Here is a 20,163-nt window from a genome sequence, read left to right on the forward strand (position 1 = left end):
TAAAATACCCCATCCTCTTAAAGGGTAAAGAAAATCATGAATTTTCAACAATTAAGAATTATACGAGAAACAGTTAGACAGAACTTTAACTTAACTGAAGCTTCAGCTGCACTTTATACCTCACAGTCTGGGGTAAGTAAGCACATTAAAGATCTGGAAGATGAACTCGGGGTGCAGCTCTTTATCCGTAAGGGTAAACGTTTGTTAGGCTTAACTGAGCCAGGTCAGGCACTTTTAGGGATTGTGGAACGCATGCTGGTTGATGCTGACAATATCAAACGTCTGGCTGATGATTTTAACAAAGTCGATGAAGGCACCTTGACCATAGCGACCACGCATACGCAGGCACGTTATGTGCTGCCGCCGATTGTCAGTCAGTTTAAAAAAGAATTCCCCAAAGTTCACCTGATTTTACAACAGGCAAGCCCGGTTGAAATCACGGAAATGCTGCTGCAAGGTCAGGCGGATATCGGTATTGCAACTGAAGCACTCACCACTGAAGATAATCTGGCCAGTGTGCCTTACTATAACTGGCAGCACAGTATTATTACCCCACAGAATCATCCTCTGACCCAGAAAGAAAAAGTCACTATCGAAGACTTGGCAAATTATCCGATCATTACCTACCATGGTGGTTTTACCGGTCGCTCCAAGATTGACACCGCTTTTGAAGAGGCCGGTTTTGATGTAGATATTGTGATGTCTGCTCTTGATGCTGATGTGATCAAGACCTATGTAGAAATGAATATGGGCGTCGGCATCGTTAACGATGTGGCTTATGACCCTGAGCGTGATTACCGTTTAAAACAGATTAAAACCGATGTTTTCGGAGTAAATACCACCTGGATTGCAGTACGTAAAGGTCACTTACTGCGTGGTTATGGCTACGAGTTTATTTCACTCTGCTCGCCAGATGCGGATATTAAAGCACTGAAAAAAGTGGCTTATCCAGACGAATAAACTGCATGATTTTCAGTTTTTGATCAAAGAGGCTAAGTGGCCTCTTTTTTTATTTTTATATAGACAAGCATTGAAAATATTAATTTTGAAAAATTCATTACAGCTGAAGTTCTCTTTACTTGGGTTGAACCTGAAATCAGCTGTCAGGTATAACAATTCGATCAAACCTTTGTTATAAAATTCTGGAACGGGAACTCCGAGGGCAACATTCACTCCAGATACCAGTTCAAATATTAGAGTAGTACCTCTCTAACAGATGCAAGCAACTTAGGATGTAGTAACAGGTCAATCTAATAAAAATTTTAAAGTTTGCGTTTATACCACATAGGCCTATTACACGGCTTATAGATTTATACATAGCTTTTTATGAGAGGGTCCTAGACTTAAAACCAGTTTAAGATTTTAAAAATACTTTTAAAAATGCATAAAAAAACGAGCCGAAGCTCGTTTTTTTTAAGGTCAAATCTTAGAAGCGGAAGCTTACACCGAGTTTCGCTACCGGGAACCATTCATACTTGTTATCTTCGCGAATTTTGCGTTCTTCGTTCTGAATTGCTTCCGCTACACTAGGGGAACCTGTTACAGGCGCAAGACCAGTAGCTGTTAAATTAACTTCTGGGTTACCATTGTAATAGGCACCAACTTCACCAAATATACCCCAACGGTTGGTAATGGCTGGTGAAAAACCAATGCCTACGTAAGGTGCAATACTGTTTTTATATGATAGTTTACCATCCACACGACCTTCAGTAGCACCTGGAGCAAGCTGATAATCATTGTTATCAATACTTAAAGTGTTACCTCCACCAATACTGCGAGTTAAACCATAATCATTATCAGTATATGCTACCCCTGCTGCCATATAGAACCAGTTCGCCCAAGGACGAATTTCAGCATTCAAGTAAGTCAGGTTGTTATCCAGATCCAAATCATACTTTGTTCCATTGATAGATAAATCATCAGACCAGGAAATATCACCACCGTTATAACCTAAAGTGACGCCTACATATGGGTTAGCACTCCAGGAAATTGCACCACCGTAACCGGTAGTACCTACTTCAGCACGAACAGAAGCTGGTTTAAAGAAAGAGAATTCAGTAACGCCCTCATCTGTTACGATAATTTCATCTGCGGCCATAGCAGAACTAGCGGCTATAGCTAAAATAGATACTGCTAAAATATTATTCAAAGGTTTCATTATTCCTCTCCTCAAAAGAACTTATTTTTGATCATTAGTTATTCGTGATAGGCTCAATATAAAGGACTTAAAAAATATTTTTTATTCACATTTTGCTAATCTTTTGTTATTTTTTGATACAAATTAATTTTTCTTGTTTAGAAGCAAGCATTTTCTAACACTTCTCCTACACTTTAATTTTATGGAAAATAATAATTATCACTTTAATAATTTTACCTCTTCTATAGTTTTGGTTATTTTTCACCTATTTTTGGTGCTTTCAACTATTTTTCCTGCAATATAGTGTAAAATCTAGAAAATTTTTTTCTGGAAGGAAGATCATGTCGCAGCTTTCAACAATCATTGAACAGGCGTTTGAAGACCGTGCAAATTTTACAGCTGCAGATTGCTCTGCTGAAATTCGTCAAGCAGTTGAGGAAGTAATTGCTGGTCTAGACAATGGTACTTTACGTGTTGCTGAAAAAATCGATGGTGAATGGGTTGTTCATCAATGGATTAAAAAAGCAGTATTGTTATCATTTAAATTAAACGACAACAAACCAATGGAAGCTTGTGATCTTCGTTTCTATGACAAAGTAGATACTAAATTCTCAGGCTGGTCTGAAGAACAATTCAAGGCAGCGGGTGTACGTGTTGTACCGCCTGCGGTAGCACGTAAGGGTTCTTTCCAGGCTAAAGGTGTGATCTTGATGCCTTCTTATGTCAACATCGGTGCTTATGTTGATGAAGGCACAATGGTAGATACCTGGGCAACTGTCGGTTCATGTGCGCAAATTGGTAAAAATGTACACTTGTCAGGTGGTGTGGGCATTGGTGGTGTTCTTGAGCCACTTCAAGCAAATCCAACCATTATTGAAGATAACTGCTTTATCGGTGCACGTTCAGAAATCGTGGAAGGTGTAATCGTAGAAGAAGGCTCTGTGATTTCAATGGGTGTATTCATTGGCCAGTCGACCAAGATTTATGACCGCGCAACTGGCGAAATCCATTATGGTCGCGTACCAGCAGGTTCGGTTGTTGTTGCGGGTAGCCTTCCATCTAAATGTGGTACTTACAGCCTGTATGCTGCCATTATCGTGAAAAAAGTTGATGCACAAACTCGTTCTAAAACAAGCTTGAACGATCTATTACGCGAAGACTAAGATGTCTTAACTTAGAGGACACATTTGTGTTCCTCGGAGCTTCAACCGCTCCTCGTCTCTACGATTAGTAATAATCGTAGGGATTTTTATTTTTATACCCGGTTATTTATTTTTCATTGGTTAATTTTGTTATGAATACGCTTCGATCTTCTGCAATCCCAGTTTCTGATCCGTCTGCGGGTTTACGCATTACGGAGATTTTCTATTCATTACAAGGTGAAGCCAATGCCGCAGGACTGCCAACGGTATTTATCCGTTTAACCGGTTGTCCGCTACGTTGTAGCTACTGTGACACCACCTATTCCTTTGAAGGTGGCGAGCGTCAGTCTCTGGAAGATATTATCCAGACTACGCTTGATTTTAAAACGCCTTACGTCTGTGTGACCGGTGGCGAACCTCTGGCACAGCCCAATGCCCTGCCCCTGATGCAGCGACTGGCAGATTTAGGATGTCAGGTTTCACTTGAAACCAGTGGGGCTTTAGATGTGTCCAAGGTGGATTCACGTGTTTCCAAAGTCCTCGACTTAAAAACACCCACTTCAGGTGAAGTTGCACGAAATTTGCTTGCTAATCTCGATCATTTAACTGCACATGATCAAATCAAATTTGTCATTTGCAATCGTGAAGATTATGAATGGTCAAAGCAGCAGCTTGAACAGTATCAACTTCAACAGAAAGTCAGTACAGTTTGGTTTTCGCCTGCATTTGCGGTAGAAAAAGGTGCAGTTCGTTTACCACAATTGGCACGCGACTTAGCTCAATGGATTTTAGAAGACCATCTCCCTGTTCGTTTCCAGTTACAACTGCACAAGTTGTTATGGAATGATGAAACTGGTCGTTAATTTTTTGTAAAGTATTTTTTTGGAGAATCAGCTTATGCGCCCTCGTGCCATTGTCCTGTTATCTGGCGGTTTAGACTCAACCACATGTCTGGCTTGGGCACAGGCACGCTATGAATGTATCGCACTCAGTTTTCGCTATGGTCAACGTTCAACCACCGAGCTGGATGCAGCAAAAGCGTTAACTGAATGTGCGGGTGTAGAACATCGAGTGATCAATATTGATCTGGGTAATCTGGGTGGCTCAGCCCTTACCGATCATAGTATTGAGGTACCTGATCACGAACAGGCCGGCATTCCGATTACTTACGTTCCTGCACGTAATACCATCTTCTTGTCTTATGCTCTAGCTGCGGCAGAAGTCTTCAAAGCTGAAGCAATTGTGATCGGAATTAATGCGGTCGATTACTCCGGTTATCCGGATTGCCGTCCGGAATTTATCGAGGCATTTGCCAACATGGCCCGTCTTGCAACCAAGGTTGGTGTAGAAGGCCAAGCTCTCAAATTTGAAACACCTTTGTTACATTTATCCAAAGCAAATATTATTCGCTTAGGTATGGAACATGGCGTAGACTACAGTCAAACGGTGTCATGCTATCAAGCAGATGACCAAGGACGTGCCTGTGGTAAATGTGACAGTTGTCGTTTACGTAAACAGGGTTTTGCGGACGCAGGTGTTGAAGACCCGACACGTTATATACCGTAATAACAAGGTAGAGTTTATGAAGAATTTAAAATCAGGCATTGTACTTTCAGCAATTGTTTCAGCTGCTGCGATGTTCACCACTACAGCTCAAGCAGCTGATGACAAATTACAACAAGCTTATAAAAGCACCAATGTGAAAGCTGCATTGATCAATGTTTGTAAAGATGAAACTGGCAAAAGCAAGAAATTAACTTCTGCTGAAGTCAGTAAATATTGTACTTGTGCGGTTGAAGCAGATGGTAAATTAACCAATGCACAAAAATGGGAAATTCAAAGTACCATTAACCAGAAAAAAAGCCCAGGTAGTTTAGCTTTTGTACAAAAGCAGAATAAAGATCTTCAAGCGTGTTTTGGTCCACAGTTAACCGGTAAACTGAAAACTTTGACTGAAGAAGCAATGAAATCAGCTCAAGCGGCACCAAAGAAATAAGATCCAATTTTTCTTATTCTTTAATGAAATAAGCCACTATAATGTGGCTTATTTTTTTGAAAAAATTTAAATAAAACAGGAGTTTTTATGTCTGAAATTAGTTTAATTGATCAGAATTTTCCTGCGACCACAGGCGAGATCAATTTAACCAAGCTAGATACAGAATGGCTAGTCATCTACTTTTATCCTAAAGATTCTACGCCGGGCTGCACCACTCAGGCAGTTGGCTTTTCCTGTTTAAAAGAGCAGTTCGAGGCTTTAAATACTACAGTTCTCGGGGTATCCCGTGATTCGGTGAAAGCCCATCAGAATTTTACTGAAAAGCAAAATCTCAGCATTAACCTGATCAGTGATAAAGAAGAAGTGTTGTGTCATCACTTTGATGTAATCAAAGAAAAGAATATGTATGGTAAACAGGTGATGGGAGTTGAGCGTTCAACTTTTATTTTCCATAACGGCCAACTGGTCAAAGAATACCGTAAGGTCAAGGCAGCTGGCCATACAGAACAAGTTCTGGAAGACTTGAAAGCCTTACAAGCAGCCTGATTACCTGCTAAGACCTAGGCATAAAAGCTCGAATATTCGAGCTTTTTTAATGGTTTTTTATAGCAGCATATATTTTATATTTACCTGATAAAGATTTAAATCTGAAAATTAAGCACGCAGTATTCTAAAAATTTTAGGATGCAGGACCATTAGACATGATGACATATAAGTGAATACTTTCTTAATTGACTTCACATTGACCTGAAAGATGAAGATTCACTTTGTCCCCTATACCTGCAATTCCCTTTTTCATACCAAAATCACTGCGATTAATCACGGCAGATGCCTGAACATCCAACAGATTGGCATCCGACATACTGGGCTTAAAAGTTGTCTCAAAAATTACGGGCTTTGTTACACCACGCAAGGTTAAATGTCCTAATACCTTGTATTTTCCATTGCCTAGGTCTTTAAACTGAATACTTTTAAAAATTACAGTCTTGTATTTTGCTACATAAAACAGGTCTTCGCCCAAAATCATATTTTTAAATACAGGTTTACTAAAACTTAAACTTTCTACATCCATGACCAGATGGGTTGAGGCGTTTTGCGGTGCATTGGCATCAAACTGCATCGTGGATTGAACCTGATTAAACTTGGCTTTAACCATAGTAAGTCCCATGGATTTGATCTCAAACCCTACATCGCTTTTGGGGGTTAGGGTCCATGATCTGGCAAAAGACTGACTGATTAAAGCTAGACAGATCGCCAAGCTAAGAAGCCCGGTTTTTATTATTGTTTTCAATTTTAAATCCACCTTGTTTAATTTCTTATTAATCGGATTTAAGTCAACGGCTTAATCTGAAATTAAATTTTCTTGTTGTGTGTTCCCACATGGTTTCGTTATTTTTATATCAGTTTTTTGAAGTTTTTGTAAAATCATTCATGACTAATGGACAGAATAATCGTCCTGATTTCTTTCTTCAGGAATCATGTCTGTCCAACAGAGAACTGTTTTGATCTTACAACTTTCGGTTCTCGCCACTTTTTATAGAACAGAGAATTTGCTGTTTCAAGCTGAATAAAATATTAAAAATCATTGATAAATATCTTAAATAATACGCTGGCTTCATTCTGAAACAGTCTCTCAAGATTATAAGTAAATCAAATGCTGACTATTAATGACAATGCGATCGCCCACATGGTACAGGCAATAATAGCGTCCAGAATTTTCCATGCTTTTGCATGTTGAAACCACGGCGTCAATATTTTGGCGCCATATCCCAAACAAAAAAAGAAAAACCAAGAAGCAAAGACTGCGCCTAGCGTAAACCATCCTTTCCCCAGACTGTATTGGGTTGAAATAGATCCGATCAGGATTACGGTGTCTAAATAAACATGCGGATTCAGCCAGGTAAAAGCCAAACAGATCATCAGCACCTGTACAAAATGCTCTGTTGCCTGATCACTCAATGCCAATATCTCTGTCGATTTAAATGCACTAATCGCATGTTGCAAACCATAATAAAACAGAAATCCTGCACCAATATATTTAGAAAACATAACAATATGCGGGTAATGCTCGATGACACGCGCGAATCCAAATACCCCCAGCAAAATTAAAATAGAATCAGATAAAGCACAAATTACACAGACCCAGAACACATGCTGCTGTTTTAAACCTTGTTTTAGAACAAAGGCATTTTGTGCACCAATACTCACAATCAGGCTCATTCCTACAGCAAAGCCACTCACCATATAACTGAACATCATCTTCCCCTTTTTTTAAAGAAAGGCATTATTCAATAAAATCGGCAAGATTAATTAAAACTAAGTTAATATCAGATTAACTAAATATTTTTTAGATAAGAAATATGCTAAATGCAAAAAAATGTGATGCTTTTTATGCAGTTGCAAAACCGGAAGTTTTGATCTTGCAGCGGAGCAGTTAAATATTACTGCCTCAGCAGTTACTCTTCGTGTTCAAAGTCTGGAAAAACAATTGGGACATCTGCTGTTGGTCAGAGATCGGCCTTGCCGCGTGACTCAATCCGGGCAAACTTTATTGCATTATTTACAGCATCAACGCTTGCTAGAACATAATCTGATGCAGGATCTGGGGGGACAGCTGCAACAAGAGGGTTTCTATTGTCTGAATATTGCCACCAATGCTGATTCGCTCGCGACCTGGCTGTTACCGACCTTACAAGACCAGCTGATCCGGCATAAAATTGTGTTGCATTTTCAGGTGGATGACCAATCACAGACTCATCATCTGTTAGAAGCAGGTCTCGTCAATGCCTGTTTGAGTACAGAGACCAAGGCAATGAAAGGTTGCCGGGCCGAATTGATCGGACAGATGCAATACCGTCTCGTTGCCACCCCTGACTTTTCCCGAAACTGGTTTCATCAAGGCGTACATCGGAATGCGCTACGTCTTGCTCCTGCTATTCTTTTTAATGAAAAAGACCAGCTGCATACCCAGTTTATCCAGCAAGAATTTGGCCTGAATCCTGCTCAATACCCTCACTTTTTCATCCCATCGACCCATGCATTTTTTGATGCAATTGTGATGGGACTGGGCTATGGCTGGTTACCGGACTATCAGGCTCGAGATTTGCTGGCATCAGGTCAACTGCTTGAGCTTTCAAGGGAATTACGTATTGAAGTCCCCCTGTATTGGCATCACTGGAAAGAACAGTCTCCTGCCCTGGAGATTTTAGGTGAATGTTTAAGGCAGCATGCTCAAGCTGCCATGAATCAACCGGTACTAAACTTGTAGTTTTAAACCAGATTGGTTTTATCATTCCGGGCGAATTTTTCACTGAGCTGTTGATAGGTCGCTGTATGCTGGAAGCGCTCTAAAAATTCAATCGTGCCTTGTGGGAATTTATCCCGTTGAATTTCGCCACGATAATAAGCTTCACGCATCGGCGTGGCAGATAGGGCTCCTTCAAGACTGTCAAGTTCGACCATTTCCCATTCAGGGAAAAATTTTAAATAATAGGAAGAATCATCTTTAAAATGCCCAATCAGCCCGACTTTGGCATCCGGTTCAATGACCTGATTCACCAGCGATTTCACCAGTTTTTGCCATTTTTCATCATTATAAACATCTATGACTTCTACAAATTTGATGCGCGCCTGATCTTCAGCACTAAAATTTGACAGGATCATGGCTTCACGCTCCGAAGCCAAAAATGGATTCTTGATATTACGTTCATTTTGTGCAGAACCAAGAGCCAAAATCACATTCTGACTGTGCTGCAAGGCGATCTTAATGGTTTGCATGTGCGCCAGATGAAAAGGCTGAAAGCGGCCAATGAAAACCAGATAATCAAATGTATAGTTCATAAGGGATCAGTTTTTTATGACTCATGAGTTGTGCCGCTCCAATAAATATGCGACATAATAATTCCCATAAAATCAAATCAAGTTTAAAGCAAGGATAGTACGATGACACTGAGCTGTATTCAACAACCTCATGAGCATTTGAATGCGAATTTAGAACATGGTGTACTCACTTTGGCCATCAATCGCCCGGAAGCTAAAAATGCCTTATATAGCGAGCTTTATTTATGGATTGCGAAAGCCCTGGATGAAGCTGATCAGGCACCTGAAGTGCGTGTAGTTGTTTTACGCGGTCAGGACGCTGACTTTAGTGCAGGCAATGATATGCAGGATTTCATGAAATCTGCAGCCAATAAGGACCAGATTCGTCCGCAGGATGGCCCTCCATTTGTTTTATTAAAAGCTGCCGCAAAATTTTCCAAGCCTTTAATTGCTGCTGTGCGTGGAGTTGCGATCGGGATTGGGGTGACGATCTTACTGCATTGTGATCTGGTTTATAGTGACCATACAGCCCTGTTCCAGATTCCCTTTGTCAGTCTGGGTCTATCGCCTGAAGGCGCGTCAAGCAAATTACTGATTCAACAAGCAGGCTATCATAAAGCAGCTGAATTATTGCTGACTGCACAAAAATTCAATAGTGAAAAAGCACTGAGCGCAGGTCTGGTGAACAGTATCGAAGAAGATGCCTATGCTACTGCACAAAAACAGGCACAAACTCTGGCAGCTTTACCATTGGCCTCTCTGAAGCAGAGCAAAGCTTTGATGAAACATAATCTGGATGAAATTGTTGAATGGATTGATCATGAGGCAGAAATCTTTATGAACCGTGTTGGTTCAGCCGAAATGATGGAAGCAGTTCAGGCTTTTATGCAAAAACGGAAACCTGATTTCACACAATTCAACTAATTTTCAAACTCAGGATGTCAATGAGGTAGTTTAAACTGCCTTCTTGATACCTTTACTTGCCAGAATAAAGAATATGTCTACTGAAAATTTGAATGATAAATCTCATCAAACGTCTGATAGCGTCAATCCTGACAAAAAACGCTATTACGAACCAGCTCCTCAGGATATAGATGTAGAAAATTTTCGCAAAGTCATTGAAAGCCGCCGTTCAGTACGTAAATTTACCAAGAAACCAATTCCTGATGAGGTTCTGGATGCCTGTCTGGATCTGGCACTATTGGCACCGAACTCGTCCAATCTGCAGCCCTGGACTTTTTATGTGGTACAAAATCCGGGCAGGAAAAAACGTCTGGTTAAAGCCTGCATGGGTCAACTGGCAGCAAAAACTGCTTCCGAGCTGATTGTTTGCGTGGCACGTACCGACCGTATTGATGAAATGGCAAAGCGTAATGTGAATGAATTTCCATTCCCAGAAGCACCACCAGCGATTAGAAAATACTATAAATATATTCCATACAACTATAAAACGGGCTATCTGAATGCCTTCGGCAACTTTAAGAAAGTCGCTTTCAAAGTTGCACGTACACTGGACAAGCAAATGCCAGTCTCTGCTTTCAGTCCGGCTGATGCAAAACTGTGGGCAACCAAAACTACGGCACTGGCTTGTGAAAATCTGGTCTTGGCTTTACGTGCTTACGGTTTTGATAGCTGTATGATGGAAGGTTTTGATGAGCCGATGGTTCGTGAAATTCTTGAATTAAATGGCGAACAGTATCCGGTCATGGTGATTGGTGCAGGTGAACGTGCCAAAGATGGCGTATTCTTCCCGCAGTATCGTTTTGATCGTGAACTGTTTATTCAGAAGATTTAAGCAGTATCTCAAATTTAAATCTTTCATCTGCTCTATGATTAGCGGTATAGATGTCAATGTTAGGCTGAGATTCAGGGACGAGTCTTCTGCCTAACAACAGATTTTGATTGCCTTAGCGAATATATTTCTCATTCCTCAAAGTAATATCCGCCTACCATCAGATATGAATCTTATTCGAGCTTTCTAAGTTAATGCCTTTTAATCACCAAGACAAAGTTTCAAGTTTTTAAGCTCAAACCTAAGAATAGTTAATTCTTAGTTTCCGATAATCAATCCAGTTACAATGAAATCCGACAGGTACCCGAACCGGTAAATGAATCGTTGCAATCGGTCCTGCCGTCATCTGCTGTGCATCTAGAATCACCACTCTGGATGGATTTCCATCTAGAGCATGGATATAAGACATGAGCCAGCCATCATTTTCGGCTTGAGCACCTCCCCGCGCGACAAATATCACTTCACCTGTCACCCAGTTCTCACCAAAGGAATAGCTTTCTGAATGGCCAGTTTCCAGATCATGCCCCAAGAGCATATTACTGCTGACATGATAAGGATCATCAAACTCGCCAAAGGAAATACTATAAATATACTGATGCTTCCGCCCCGTATAAGCGTCATTGATCCGTGGAAACTCCTGTTTCGTCCCGGATAATACTGTCCGAAACACTTTTCCCGTGCCATGCTCAAATATAAAACGCTCCAGGCGTATATCCTGATGTTCCATCGGTCCCTGAATCGAACTAACCAAAGCTTTGGAATGCACTACTGCATCCATCACTACATTACCGGAATCCAGTTCATAAGCGTTTACGGTATGGAAAATAAAACAGGGATCAATCTTATACCAGCAGATGTCGGCCACCTGACCACCAAATGGCAATATGCCAATACGCGCCTGCCGTTTTGGATTCCATTGATATGGCAGCATTGAACCTTTTAAAGCACTGCGAACCGAGAAATTTACATTCAGGTCCAGAATCAGCACCTGAGATTTGGTAATGGCACAATCATGAATCATCGGGCCATGTTTCACTGGAATCTCGACCTGATGTTTCAATTTACCTTTTGAATCTATCTGCAGATAAAAAGCTTTATTCTGACTTAAAGCATCATAACAAACCGCATGAATATCGCCGGTTTCAGGATCAATATGCGGATGGGCAGTAAATGGCATATCCTGATCATCTTCAAATAAATGATGCCGTCTTGATTCCAGTGCAGCATTCAATTCAACTGGGTATGCTCCTGCTTCAACCAGTGCCCAGATTTTCCCGGCGAAGCTGATGACATTGGTGTTGACAGCATCTGCGACACTCCGGGTTTTGCCGGGAATCTGTGGCCGGTGAAGTTTTTCCTGCACACTGGCGGAACCGATATAACTGCTTTTATACCAGTGTGCCTCACCACCCTTCAGTCTGAGCGCATGCAACATGCCATCGCCCGTAAACCAGTGATAGTTGCGTGGGTTTTTGACGTTAATAGGATTCGGACCAATCCGCATCAGTGCGCCATCCAGTTCTGCAGGAATCTGCCCTTCAACTTTTAAAGTTGTAGAAAAATGTTCCTGCCGCTCGGGTGCAAATATACCTTCCAGATAGGGATTGTCCGGCGAATACGGAATACGGCTATGCAGGATTTCTGTACCGTATTGAATGGATTTACTGAGCGTATTTTTCCAGACGCTGCTCAGCGGTTTAAGCCATGACATTATTATTTTCCTTATTGTATTTTTTCTATGGATTATTCTGGCAGAAATGATAATAACAAAAGCAGTTTGGCCATTTTTTGAATCTGGACTAACGGCGCGTCAAGTCGAACACGCCGATAAAGCAGCAATAATGTAACTTTAGACTTTGATATCCAGAAGCTGAATAAATTCAAAGGCCGGCTCTTCGTAAGGATGGCTGTCTTTCAGTGCTTTGGCCACTTCGACCGCCTTTTCATCCGGCACCAGAATTTCTACCCGCCATTCTTCTACCTGTTCCAGTTGGCCGACTTCACCAATATGAGGATCTGCACCTTTCTGCGGCTTAAACTGTCCGCTTCCTAAAACCTGCCAGGCACAATTTGTATATTCCCCAATGCCGCCGCCTCCTGCTGCAAATATCGCATTCTTGGTATCTTCCAGGTTTTCGTCTGGTACGTAATAAATCAGCTTTAACATGTATTCTTTCCTGAAATTCAGATATTACTCATATTGTTAAGGGCTTGGGCAATCATCTTCAATGCAGAATTTTGAGAGTTCTTGTTAAATGTTGCATATAAATCCAGTTTTGGTAGCACCTGGTCAGTCTGGATCACTTTTACATGGTCATTCATAAAACGAAGTAAATATTCAGGTGCAAAACTAAAGCCCATCCCCATATTGGTCAGATTGATATGTTGCAACACATTAGTCACCCATAAAACCTGTTCATGCTCAAGCTGATCAATGCAGAGTAGTTTATCCAGCTTTTCATAAAATACGGGTGAAGCATTTTGCTCGCACATAATTATATTATGGTTTTTTAGTTCCTGTAATTTCAGGATTCGATCTGTAGAATGTAAGTGCTGAGCGGCTATCAGATAAATTTGCTCGGTTAATAAATGAATATTCTCAAAATCTGGATGGTCCAGATGAAAGCGGGTAATACATAAATCCAGTTCAGCATTTTTTAGCCGCTGAATCTGTTCCATACAGGTCAGGCTATGCAGATGGATTTTCAAGTCCGGCATGTTTTTTTTAAGCTGCGCCAATATCTGAGGCATGACTTTGATTTCTGCCACATTCAGAAAACCAATATGAATCTGATTATTTTTCTGCTGTGCGACCTGGCGTGCTGCTGCCACTGCCAGTTTGGCATTTTCCAGTGCTTTTTCGGCATAGATCTGAAAAGCCTGCCCTTCATCGGTGAGTTTGACTTTTCTGGATGAACGATCAAACAGCATGACGCCTACTTCCTGCTCCAGATCCTTAATTTGCTGGCTTAATGACGGCTGGGCGGTAAACAGTTTTTCGGCAGCCTTGGTAAAACTTTGTTGCTGCGCCACAGTGATAAAATAGCGTAAATGTCGAAGTTCCATATCTTGCTCTATCCAAAACAACACGTCATATTCGTATATGCAGTGAAAATATCTATAGGCAGATAGTTTATATGAATAGCTCTATAGCCTGCGCTGAATTTTGCCTAGACTCCTCAGCTAATATAGATTGTTCATGTAATAGCGACATTCATGGAGTATGTAATGGCACAGCAATATGACACCGATGTTTTAGTGATCGGTACCGGGCCTGCAGGTTCAACATTAGGTCTGGCCTTGGCCAATTATGGCATCAAAGTACAGCTATTTACCCAGTTTAGCTGGCTGGCCAACAGCCCACGTGCACATATTACCAATCAGCGTGCCATGGAGGTATTACGTGATTTAGGTGTTGAAGAACAGGTTAAAGAAATCGCTACGCCTTGGGAGCAGATGGGTGAAAGCCTGATTACCACCAGTCTGGTCGGTGAAGAAATTGCCCGTTTAAGTGCTTGGGGTACGGGCGATGAACGTCATGGCGATTATATCAAAGGTAGCCCATGTCCTCTAGTTGATTTGATCCAGCCCAAAATGGAAGCCTTGCTGGTTAAGAATGCTGCCGAGCGTGGTGCGATTTATAATTTTAATACTGAATATCTGTCGCATGTTCAGGACGAAGATGGCGTGACAGCCACTTTCCTCAACCGGATTACCAATACTGAATTTAGCTTGAGAGCGAAATATCTGGTGGGAATGGATGGGGCAAAATCCCGTGTGCTGGAACAGCTTGATTTACCCCTAGAAGGTATAATGGCACGAGCCGGTACAGTGTATGTAACCTTTAAAGCTGATCTTACTCGATACGTGCAACACCGCCCTGCGATTCTACAATGGATTGTCAATCCTGAAGCCAGCTTTGGCGACCTCGGTATGGGATTGTTACGTGCTATTACGCCATGGAATGAATGGATTATGGGTTGGGGCTTTGACATTTCCAAAGGCGAGCCACAAGTGACTGAAGAACAGGTACGTGCCCGCCTGAATGCCTTTGTCGGTGCCGAAGTTGAAGAAGTCGAGATTCAAAAACTATCGTACTGGTATGTGAACCAGACCTGGGCAACTGAATATTCTAAAGGCCGCGTGTTCTGCGGAGGTGATGCAGTGCACCGTCATCCACCTTCAAGCGGATTAGGCTCAAATACCTGTATGCAGGATGCCTTTAATCTGGGCTGGAAACTGGCATATGCTGTGAAAGGCTGGGCTGCGCCTTCCCTGCTGGATTCCTATACGGCTGAACGTGCACCGGTGGGTAAGCAGATCGTGGCGCGTGCGAACCAGTCACGTTTTGATTATAAATACCTGAAAGAAGTCTTTGGTTTTGACAATGGTGTGACTACACAAAAACAAATGCTGGAACGTATCTTTGCGGAAGATGAGCAAGGTGCTGAAATCCGCAAAAAACTGTTTGAAGCTTTGGAAATTAAAAACTTCGAATTTAATGCCCAAGGTGTAGAGCTGAACCAACGCTATACTTCTAATGCAATCATGAACGAATCTGAGCCTGAAAGATTTAAGCGTGATCAGCAGCTTTATCTGCAAGCAACAACGCGCCCGGGTGCCAAAGTGCCGCATACCTGGCTGATCAATGCCAATGGTCAAAAACAGTCCACGCTAGATATTACTGGTAAAGGTCGTTTTACTCTGCTGACAGGTTTATCTGGCAAAGGTTGGAAACAGGCGGCTGAAGCATTGAAACTGCCATATCTGGATGTGATTCAGATTGGTTCACGTAACTATCGTGATGTGTATGGCACCTGGAATGCCAAGTCTGAAATTCATGAATCTGGCGTAATTCTGGTTCGTCCAGATGGTTATGTGGCATGGCGTTATCAGGACAGTACCAATGCAATTTTTGATTATGAAAATACGTTGAAAGCGGCATTAAAGCAGGTTCAATTAACTGTTTAATTTGATAAAAAAGACCATCGAAAGATGGTCTTTTTAATAACTACCTAACCCTTAAAAAGAATCCTTGAAGTTTCATAAGCAAATCAAGATTTATCTTCTAGCAAATTGATGCAAAAAATCATCATTTTGATTACACTCAAATTCATAATATTTAAATATTACAATAATATTGAAATGACAAAAGAATCTGATACAAAGCCTTTTTACTGGAATTCAACTCAACATCTGTATGGATGTTATGGGGCAATCATCGTATGTATTTTGGCCTTGCTCAATATCTCTACGCATGGCTGGTTTAAGGCTTCTGTTTATGGCTATTTCTTTGGACTTGCAGTCTATTGGAGTTTACATGTTATTCAGCAACTTTCAGCCCGTCCCCAACCTCAGCCCATCATCGTCAAAGATATAGAACCATTAGATCAAACAAATATAGACTCAGCTTCGATGCCATCACCCACTGCTCAGATGAAACGTACATCCGAACAACAGCTATTACAACATTTTTCATTATTACATCAACAAGTTATTAATCTAATACCTACTGAAGCTAATCACAAATTTCAAAATATTCATGCACTTTTGGTCATTATCACGCAAAAAATCAGACGCAGTAATAATCAGAATACCCAGACCGAAATTTTAAATATCCAACGAATTATCAATAATTATATTTCACCCCTGATCGAGCATTACCAGGAACTTCCTGTGATTTTCCATGACCGAAAAATGGCTGATGAACTCAGTCCCAATGAATTATTACTGAAACAACTGAATTTAATCCATGATGAAGTACTGAAAATCACTGAACATGTATTTCATGATGATGTCGAAGCCCTGATTCAGCATGGTGAATTTCTACAGCAAAAGCTGAATCCACCTCATTTTTTTCAGATCAAGACTTCTTCTAGTGATCTTTCATTAAAGTAATACACCCTGCCTATGTTAAAAAATATCAAGCTTATACATACATTCTGGATAATTTTGGTTGCTTTATTGGTCATTCAGGATTCCAGAATTGAGCATCATCAGAGAAATATGGTAGTGCAGGAAAGATCCATACAGCATGATGCTGGTACAGCTCAGATAAATGCACGGTCAGAAGCACCTTTTAATACTACAAACTCAGCAGATATGCCTTCGATCAAAACTACAGCACAGGCAGAAGTAAAAGCACCAAGCTCTAACTTTCAGAAAATCATTCAAGGCTCTAAATTGCATTACATTGGTGTCCATGAATCCAATGCCAGTGAATATACTGAGGATGAAAAACGGAAACGTCATAAGGAATGTTCTGAACAGCAAACACAACAAGTAGCCAGACAACAATCTGCAGTTGAGGATTGCTGGGACTATGCCTATCGTATTTTAAAAGATCCTGAAAATCAGGATGTGATTGTACAGATCAATAGTCAGCAACCGGTTTCTTTAATTCTCACCTCTTATGAATCGGTGAAGTGGGTACTCAAAGGTAATGTCGAGCAGGTCAAGATGGTTTATATGTCTGGTTATGAGAGTTCTGATCTTTCTCTAAATGTATCTGCGAGCAAAACAAAAATTTTTGGAAGTTTTTATGAAAGCCTTAACTGTAGTCGCTGTATGCCAAGCCCTTTGAAATATTTTGATGAATATGAGCAATCACGTATTCCCTCGCATAGTATTGAACAATGGTTCGGGCATCCATTGACCAGCGCTCAGGGAACCTATAAAGGACATAAGTTCTATATCAATTAAGTTGATGCCTGTTTCATCTTAGATATTTTCATATTTATGATTCCTTAGAATTAACGTAAGCAATGATTTATATAAAATACTCTTTTAGGCCTCTACATCACCGTAATATAGCAGACTCGAACCAGACTCCCCATGAACTGATTGAGCAACAAATGGAAATTATCCTTAAAGAAATGAAGAATATTGCAGAATCTACTTACCCTAATGATTTGAACGAACTGATTAACCACGATCAATTCCTAAAACACAAACTACAACATTCACCATTTTTTTCAGACTAAAGTCCATTAGGAATAATTTTTCTATTCCAGTTCAACCACACCTTTATCTGACATTTTCCGTTCACCTAGCTGTAACTGCTGTTCTACTTCCTGATTGCGTACCTGATCGGTGTAGTACTGGGCACGATGCAACTGTGTCGCCAGATGATTCATGCTCTTTTGTAAATTTGGCAAAGACTTCACTTTAAAATCATTGACCAGATCAATCGTTTCAAAAATCTGTTCAAAAGCAGTTTGCAGCTTTTCAACATTAATCACACTGTTAGATGACTGTATCTGAATATCACGCGTCTGCTGATTCAGCATTTTGCTGGTTGAAACAATCAGGTCTTCTGTGGTGCTGTTAATCATTTTCACCTGGTTCAGCACCATTTTCTGATTGGTCAATGCCTGCGCCACCACCATCGCTGTCTGTAATGCAGAGACAGTCGTCATCAATGCACGATCTACCCCTTTTATCAATTCAAGATTATTGCGACGAATCAGATCCAGTGACATATATGCCTGAATACTGACTGCCTGTTGTGTCATCAAATCTGTGGTTTTCTGTTTGAGATAGAATAGGACTTCTTCTTCCATTACTCGAGCTTTCTGCTCATCCTGCAAGCGTACTTCGCCAATCATATATTCAATTTTGTGGCTCAGTTGCTGACCAATATAACTGTATTGCTCAAGCTCCTGCATAGTTTCCCACATGGCATATTTATCACGTTCCAGCGCGATATTATCTTTCAGCAATTCATCCTTACCATTTTCCAGACTGTTTAAAATCGTATTGATATGCTCTTCGGAGGATTTATATTTATCAAAATAATCTTCTACTTTATCGCCCATCGGCAGGAAACGTAAGAATTTGCGTACAGCAAAGAATTTCTGGTTATTGGCTGGATTCAGAGAATCCAGTGTCTGCTTCAAATGAATCAGATTATTACTGATCTGCTGGCTTTCCTCATCCTCTCCCAGTTGATTCAATGAACGTGACAATAAACGATGGCTTAAACGTGCTGACTTTTTAACGCTGGTTTGCCCCAGATTGTGCAAAGTATTCACTTTATCCTGGAAAGTGGATTCATGTGTTGGCAACTCAATCAGATGTTTGAGAAAGTTATCCACCTGCTGATCCAGGCTTTCGATCACTTCTGGTTTAATTTTTACCCTATCCGTGATCTGCTCTGATTCAACCAATGGCACGACGTCTGGTGGTGTTAATTCAATTTTGACCATTTTCCCCTCTTTTAAATTTCATTATTGTTTTACTAATATATTTTTATCATAAAAAAGCCACCTCTCGGTGGCTTTTTCTACATCTAAATATCAAGAACCCTGCATCAAACAACTGCCGAGTACAAACAATATTTGTAGGCTAACAACAAAGCCAAACAACCACCAACCTTTCTGACGCATTGTCGCCCTATCCATTATTCTAAATGTCTTTATCATGTCATCACCTCATACTTGAGAATTGATACTGAATCGATCTATTCCATCTTTCTTTTATAGTGCAATAAAGTTGTGCATAAAATATACCTTAACACTTTATCTATCATATGAAAGCAAAATTCAAACCAGATCAGCGGGAGAAGTAAGATTAAAAAATCAAAATATTTAAAAAACAAAAGCCACCCAAAGGTGGCAATTCATGAAGCTAGTCTAAATAAAAATCTTTATATTATCCAGTTATAAGTATTTCTACTAGATCATCTTACCTAAGTTAAGTATTAGCAGGCCCGCCAAAATGGTCCTTCTGGACGCGGGAATTCACAGTTAAATGGTGAATTATTAAACCAGCCGGCATCAGTATCCCATTCTAATTCTGCCAGATTCAGTTGCTGCTGCTCGTTATATGCCTTAAACGCCATGTTATAACATGACTGGAAAGTTGGATTATTTACACGCGCCTCATATTGCTGGTCAAATTGGGTACGTTGTGCTGGAGGTAGCTGGCTAATGGTAGGTAGCTGAGACATAAGTTTAGCTGCTACAGGATCACATTGCTGAGCCATCTGTACTTGTAAGGCTAAACGTTTTTTCGCTTTTTCTTGTGCACGCTCCGCTTTTTGCTCGGGTGTCATCGCACAAGCAGCTAGAAATACACAAGTCGCTGTTAAACAAAACAGATTTATTCTTTTCATCTTGTGGACCCTCGGGGTTTTTAATTTTTCGAGTTTTAACAAATAGCTTACTCTTCTCATGCCTTTTTATATTTATGATTTTTGATATTCTTATGGTTAATTTGTAACCTATCTATATAAATTCAGTAGAATAATTAATAAATCATTCAGCTTTCTCTGAAA

At 40.6% G+C, this 20,163-nt stretch carries 21 protein-coding genes and 1 pseudogene; 12 read left to right on the top strand and 10 right to left on the bottom strand.

The window, feature by feature from the left end; all coding sequences use genetic code 11:
• Positions 1-36 precede the first annotated feature (36 nt).
• Positions 37-960: a CysB family HTH-type transcriptional regulator gene (locus AY605_RS09775; RefSeq protein ID WP_064096221.1), complete on the top strand. Its 924-nt coding sequence runs from the start codon at positions 37-39 to the stop codon at positions 958-960.
• A 466-nt stretch (positions 961-1,426) separates the two neighbouring features.
• Here the strand turns inward: AY605_RS09775 and carO are convergent, their stop codons facing one another.
• Positions 1,427-2,158 carry an ornithine uptake porin CarO type 6 gene (gene carO / locus AY605_RS09780; RefSeq protein WP_064096222.1) on the bottom strand — a complete coding sequence of 244 codons (732 nt, stop codon included), beginning with the start codon at positions 2,156-2,158 and terminating at the stop codon, positions 1,427-1,429.
• Positions 2,159-2,478: 320 nt separating this feature from the next.
• Between carO and dapD the strand changes: the two genes are divergently transcribed.
• The 5 genes from dapD to AY605_RS09805 all read left to right on the top strand — a co-directional run bounded on the left by dapD (position 2,479) and on the right by AY605_RS09805 (position 5,821).
• A complete protein-coding gene (dapD, locus tag AY605_RS09785; protein ID WP_064096223.1) occupies positions 2,479-3,300 on the top strand; it encodes a 2,3,4,5-tetrahydropyridine-2,6-dicarboxylate N-succinyltransferase in 822 nt (273 codons plus the stop codon).
• Between the two features lie 131 nt (positions 3,301-3,431).
• Positions 3,432-4,142 carry a 7-carboxy-7-deazaguanine synthase QueE gene (queE, locus tag AY605_RS09790; protein WP_064096224.1) on the top strand — a complete coding sequence of 237 codons (711 nt, stop codon included), beginning with the start codon at positions 3,432-3,434 and terminating at the stop codon, positions 4,140-4,142.
• Between the two features lie 34 nt (positions 4,143-4,176).
• A complete protein-coding gene (gene queC / locus AY605_RS09795) occupies positions 4,177-4,845 on the top strand; it encodes a 7-cyano-7-deazaguanine synthase QueC (RefSeq protein WP_064096225.1) in 669 nt (222 codons plus the stop codon).
• 16 nt (positions 4,846-4,861) lie between these two features.
• Positions 4,862-5,275, top strand: coding sequence for a hypothetical protein (locus AY605_RS09800; protein ID WP_064096226.1), 414 nt, complete (start codon positions 4,862-4,864; stop codon positions 5,273-5,275).
• Positions 5,276-5,362: 87 nt separating this feature from the next.
• Positions 5,363-5,821, top strand: a complete 459-nt coding sequence (locus AY605_RS09805) for a peroxiredoxin (RefSeq protein ID WP_064096227.1) — start codon at positions 5,363-5,365, stop codon at positions 5,819-5,821.
• Positions 5,822-6,002: 181 nt separating this feature from the next.
• Here AY605_RS09805 and AY605_RS09810 read toward each other — a convergent pair whose 3' ends face one another.
• Complete coding sequence (locus tag AY605_RS09810; RefSeq protein WP_081406365.1) at positions 6,003-6,566, bottom strand: YceI family protein; 564 nt, start codon at positions 6,564-6,566, stop codon at positions 6,003-6,005.
• A 359-nt stretch (positions 6,567-6,925) separates the two neighbouring features.
• Positions 6,926-7,531, bottom strand: coding sequence for a LysE/ArgO family amino acid transporter (locus tag AY605_RS09815; RefSeq protein WP_064096229.1), 606 nt, complete (start codon positions 7,529-7,531; stop codon positions 6,926-6,928).
• Between the two features lie 104 nt (positions 7,532-7,635).
• Here AY605_RS09815 and AY605_RS09820 point away from each other — a divergent pair.
• Positions 7,636-8,543: pseudogene (locus AY605_RS09820) on the top strand (LysR family transcriptional regulator ArgP).
• 2 nt (positions 8,544-8,545) lie between these two features.
• Here AY605_RS09820 and AY605_RS09825 read toward each other — a convergent pair.
• Positions 8,546-9,115: a nicotinate-nicotinamide nucleotide adenylyltransferase gene (locus tag AY605_RS09825; RefSeq protein ID WP_064096230.1), complete on the bottom strand. Its 570-nt coding sequence runs from the start codon at positions 9,113-9,115 to the stop codon at positions 8,546-8,548.
• Between the two features lie 102 nt (positions 9,116-9,217).
• Here AY605_RS09825 and AY605_RS09830 point away from each other — a divergent pair, with 102 nt between their 5' ends.
• Positions 9,218-10,018 carry an enoyl-CoA hydratase-related protein gene (locus AY605_RS09830; protein WP_064096231.1) on the top strand — a complete coding sequence of 267 codons (801 nt, stop codon included), beginning with the start codon at positions 9,218-9,220 and terminating at the stop codon, positions 10,016-10,018.
• A gap of 73 nt (positions 10,019-10,091) precedes the next feature.
• Positions 10,092-10,889 carry a nitroreductase family protein gene (locus tag AY605_RS09835; protein ID WP_064096232.1) on the top strand — a complete coding sequence of 266 codons (798 nt, stop codon included), beginning with the start codon at positions 10,092-10,094 and terminating at the stop codon, positions 10,887-10,889.
• Between the two features lie 238 nt (positions 10,890-11,127).
• Here AY605_RS09835 and AY605_RS09840 read toward each other — a convergent pair whose 3' ends face one another.
• The 3 genes from AY605_RS09840 to AY605_RS09850 all read right to left on the bottom strand — a co-directional run bounded on the left by AY605_RS09840 (position 11,128) and on the right by AY605_RS09850 (position 13,952).
• Positions 11,128-12,597 carry a carotenoid oxygenase family protein gene (locus AY605_RS09840; RefSeq protein WP_064096233.1) on the bottom strand — a complete coding sequence of 490 codons (1,470 nt, stop codon included), beginning with the start codon at positions 12,595-12,597 and terminating at the stop codon, positions 11,128-11,130.
• Between the two features lie 138 nt (positions 12,598-12,735).
• Positions 12,736-13,053 (bottom strand): hypothetical protein, encoded by a 318-nt coding sequence (locus AY605_RS09845; RefSeq protein ID WP_064096234.1) that lies wholly within the window; start codon positions 13,051-13,053, stop codon positions 12,736-12,738.
• Positions 13,054-13,070: 17 nt separating this feature from the next.
• Positions 13,071-13,952, bottom strand: coding sequence for a LysR substrate-binding domain-containing protein (locus AY605_RS09850; protein ID WP_064096235.1), 882 nt, complete (start codon positions 13,950-13,952; stop codon positions 13,071-13,073).
• A 162-nt stretch (positions 13,953-14,114) separates the two neighbouring features.
• Here AY605_RS09850 and AY605_RS09855 point away from each other — a divergent pair, with 162 nt between their 5' ends.
• The 3 genes from AY605_RS09855 (at position 14,115) to AY605_RS09865 (ending at position 17,588) form a co-directional block, all read left to right on the top strand.
• Positions 14,115-15,857 carry an FAD-dependent oxidoreductase gene (locus AY605_RS09855; protein ID WP_064096236.1) on the top strand — a complete coding sequence of 581 codons (1,743 nt, stop codon included), beginning with the start codon at positions 14,115-14,117 and terminating at the stop codon, positions 15,855-15,857.
• Positions 15,858-15,965: 108 nt separating this feature from the next.
• Positions 15,966-16,784, top strand: coding sequence for a hypothetical protein (locus AY605_RS09860; protein WP_064096237.1), 819 nt, complete (start codon positions 15,966-15,968; stop codon positions 16,782-16,784).
• A 54-nt stretch (positions 16,785-16,838) separates the two neighbouring features.
• Entirely contained in the window at positions 16,839-17,588 is a 750-nt protein-coding gene (locus AY605_RS09865) for a hypothetical protein (RefSeq protein ID WP_155857668.1), read from the top strand.
• 302 nt (positions 17,589-17,890) lie between these two features.
• Here AY605_RS09865 and AY605_RS09875 read toward each other — a convergent pair whose 3' ends face one another.
• The 3 genes from AY605_RS09875 to AY605_RS09880 form a co-directional block, all read right to left on the bottom strand.
• On the bottom strand, positions 17,891-19,093 hold the full coding sequence (locus AY605_RS09875) for a toxic anion resistance protein (protein ID WP_064096240.1): 1,203 nt from the start codon (positions 19,091-19,093) through the stop codon (positions 17,891-17,893).
• A gap of 90 nt (positions 19,094-19,183) precedes the next feature.
• Positions 19,184-19,309, bottom strand: a complete 126-nt coding sequence (locus tag AY605_RS15335) for a KGW motif small protein (protein WP_263600637.1) — start codon at positions 19,307-19,309, stop codon at positions 19,184-19,186.
• A gap of 278 nt (positions 19,310-19,587) precedes the next feature.
• Positions 19,588-20,001: a hypothetical protein gene (locus AY605_RS09880; protein ID WP_064096241.1), complete on the bottom strand. Its 414-nt coding sequence runs from the start codon at positions 19,999-20,001 to the stop codon at positions 19,588-19,590.
• Positions 20,002-20,163: the final 162 nt, after the last annotated feature.

It is taken from the genome of Acinetobacter sp. SFD (assembly GCF_001647575.1).
Classification (GTDB): domain Bacteria; phylum Pseudomonadota; class Gammaproteobacteria; order Pseudomonadales; family Moraxellaceae; genus Acinetobacter; species Acinetobacter pecorum.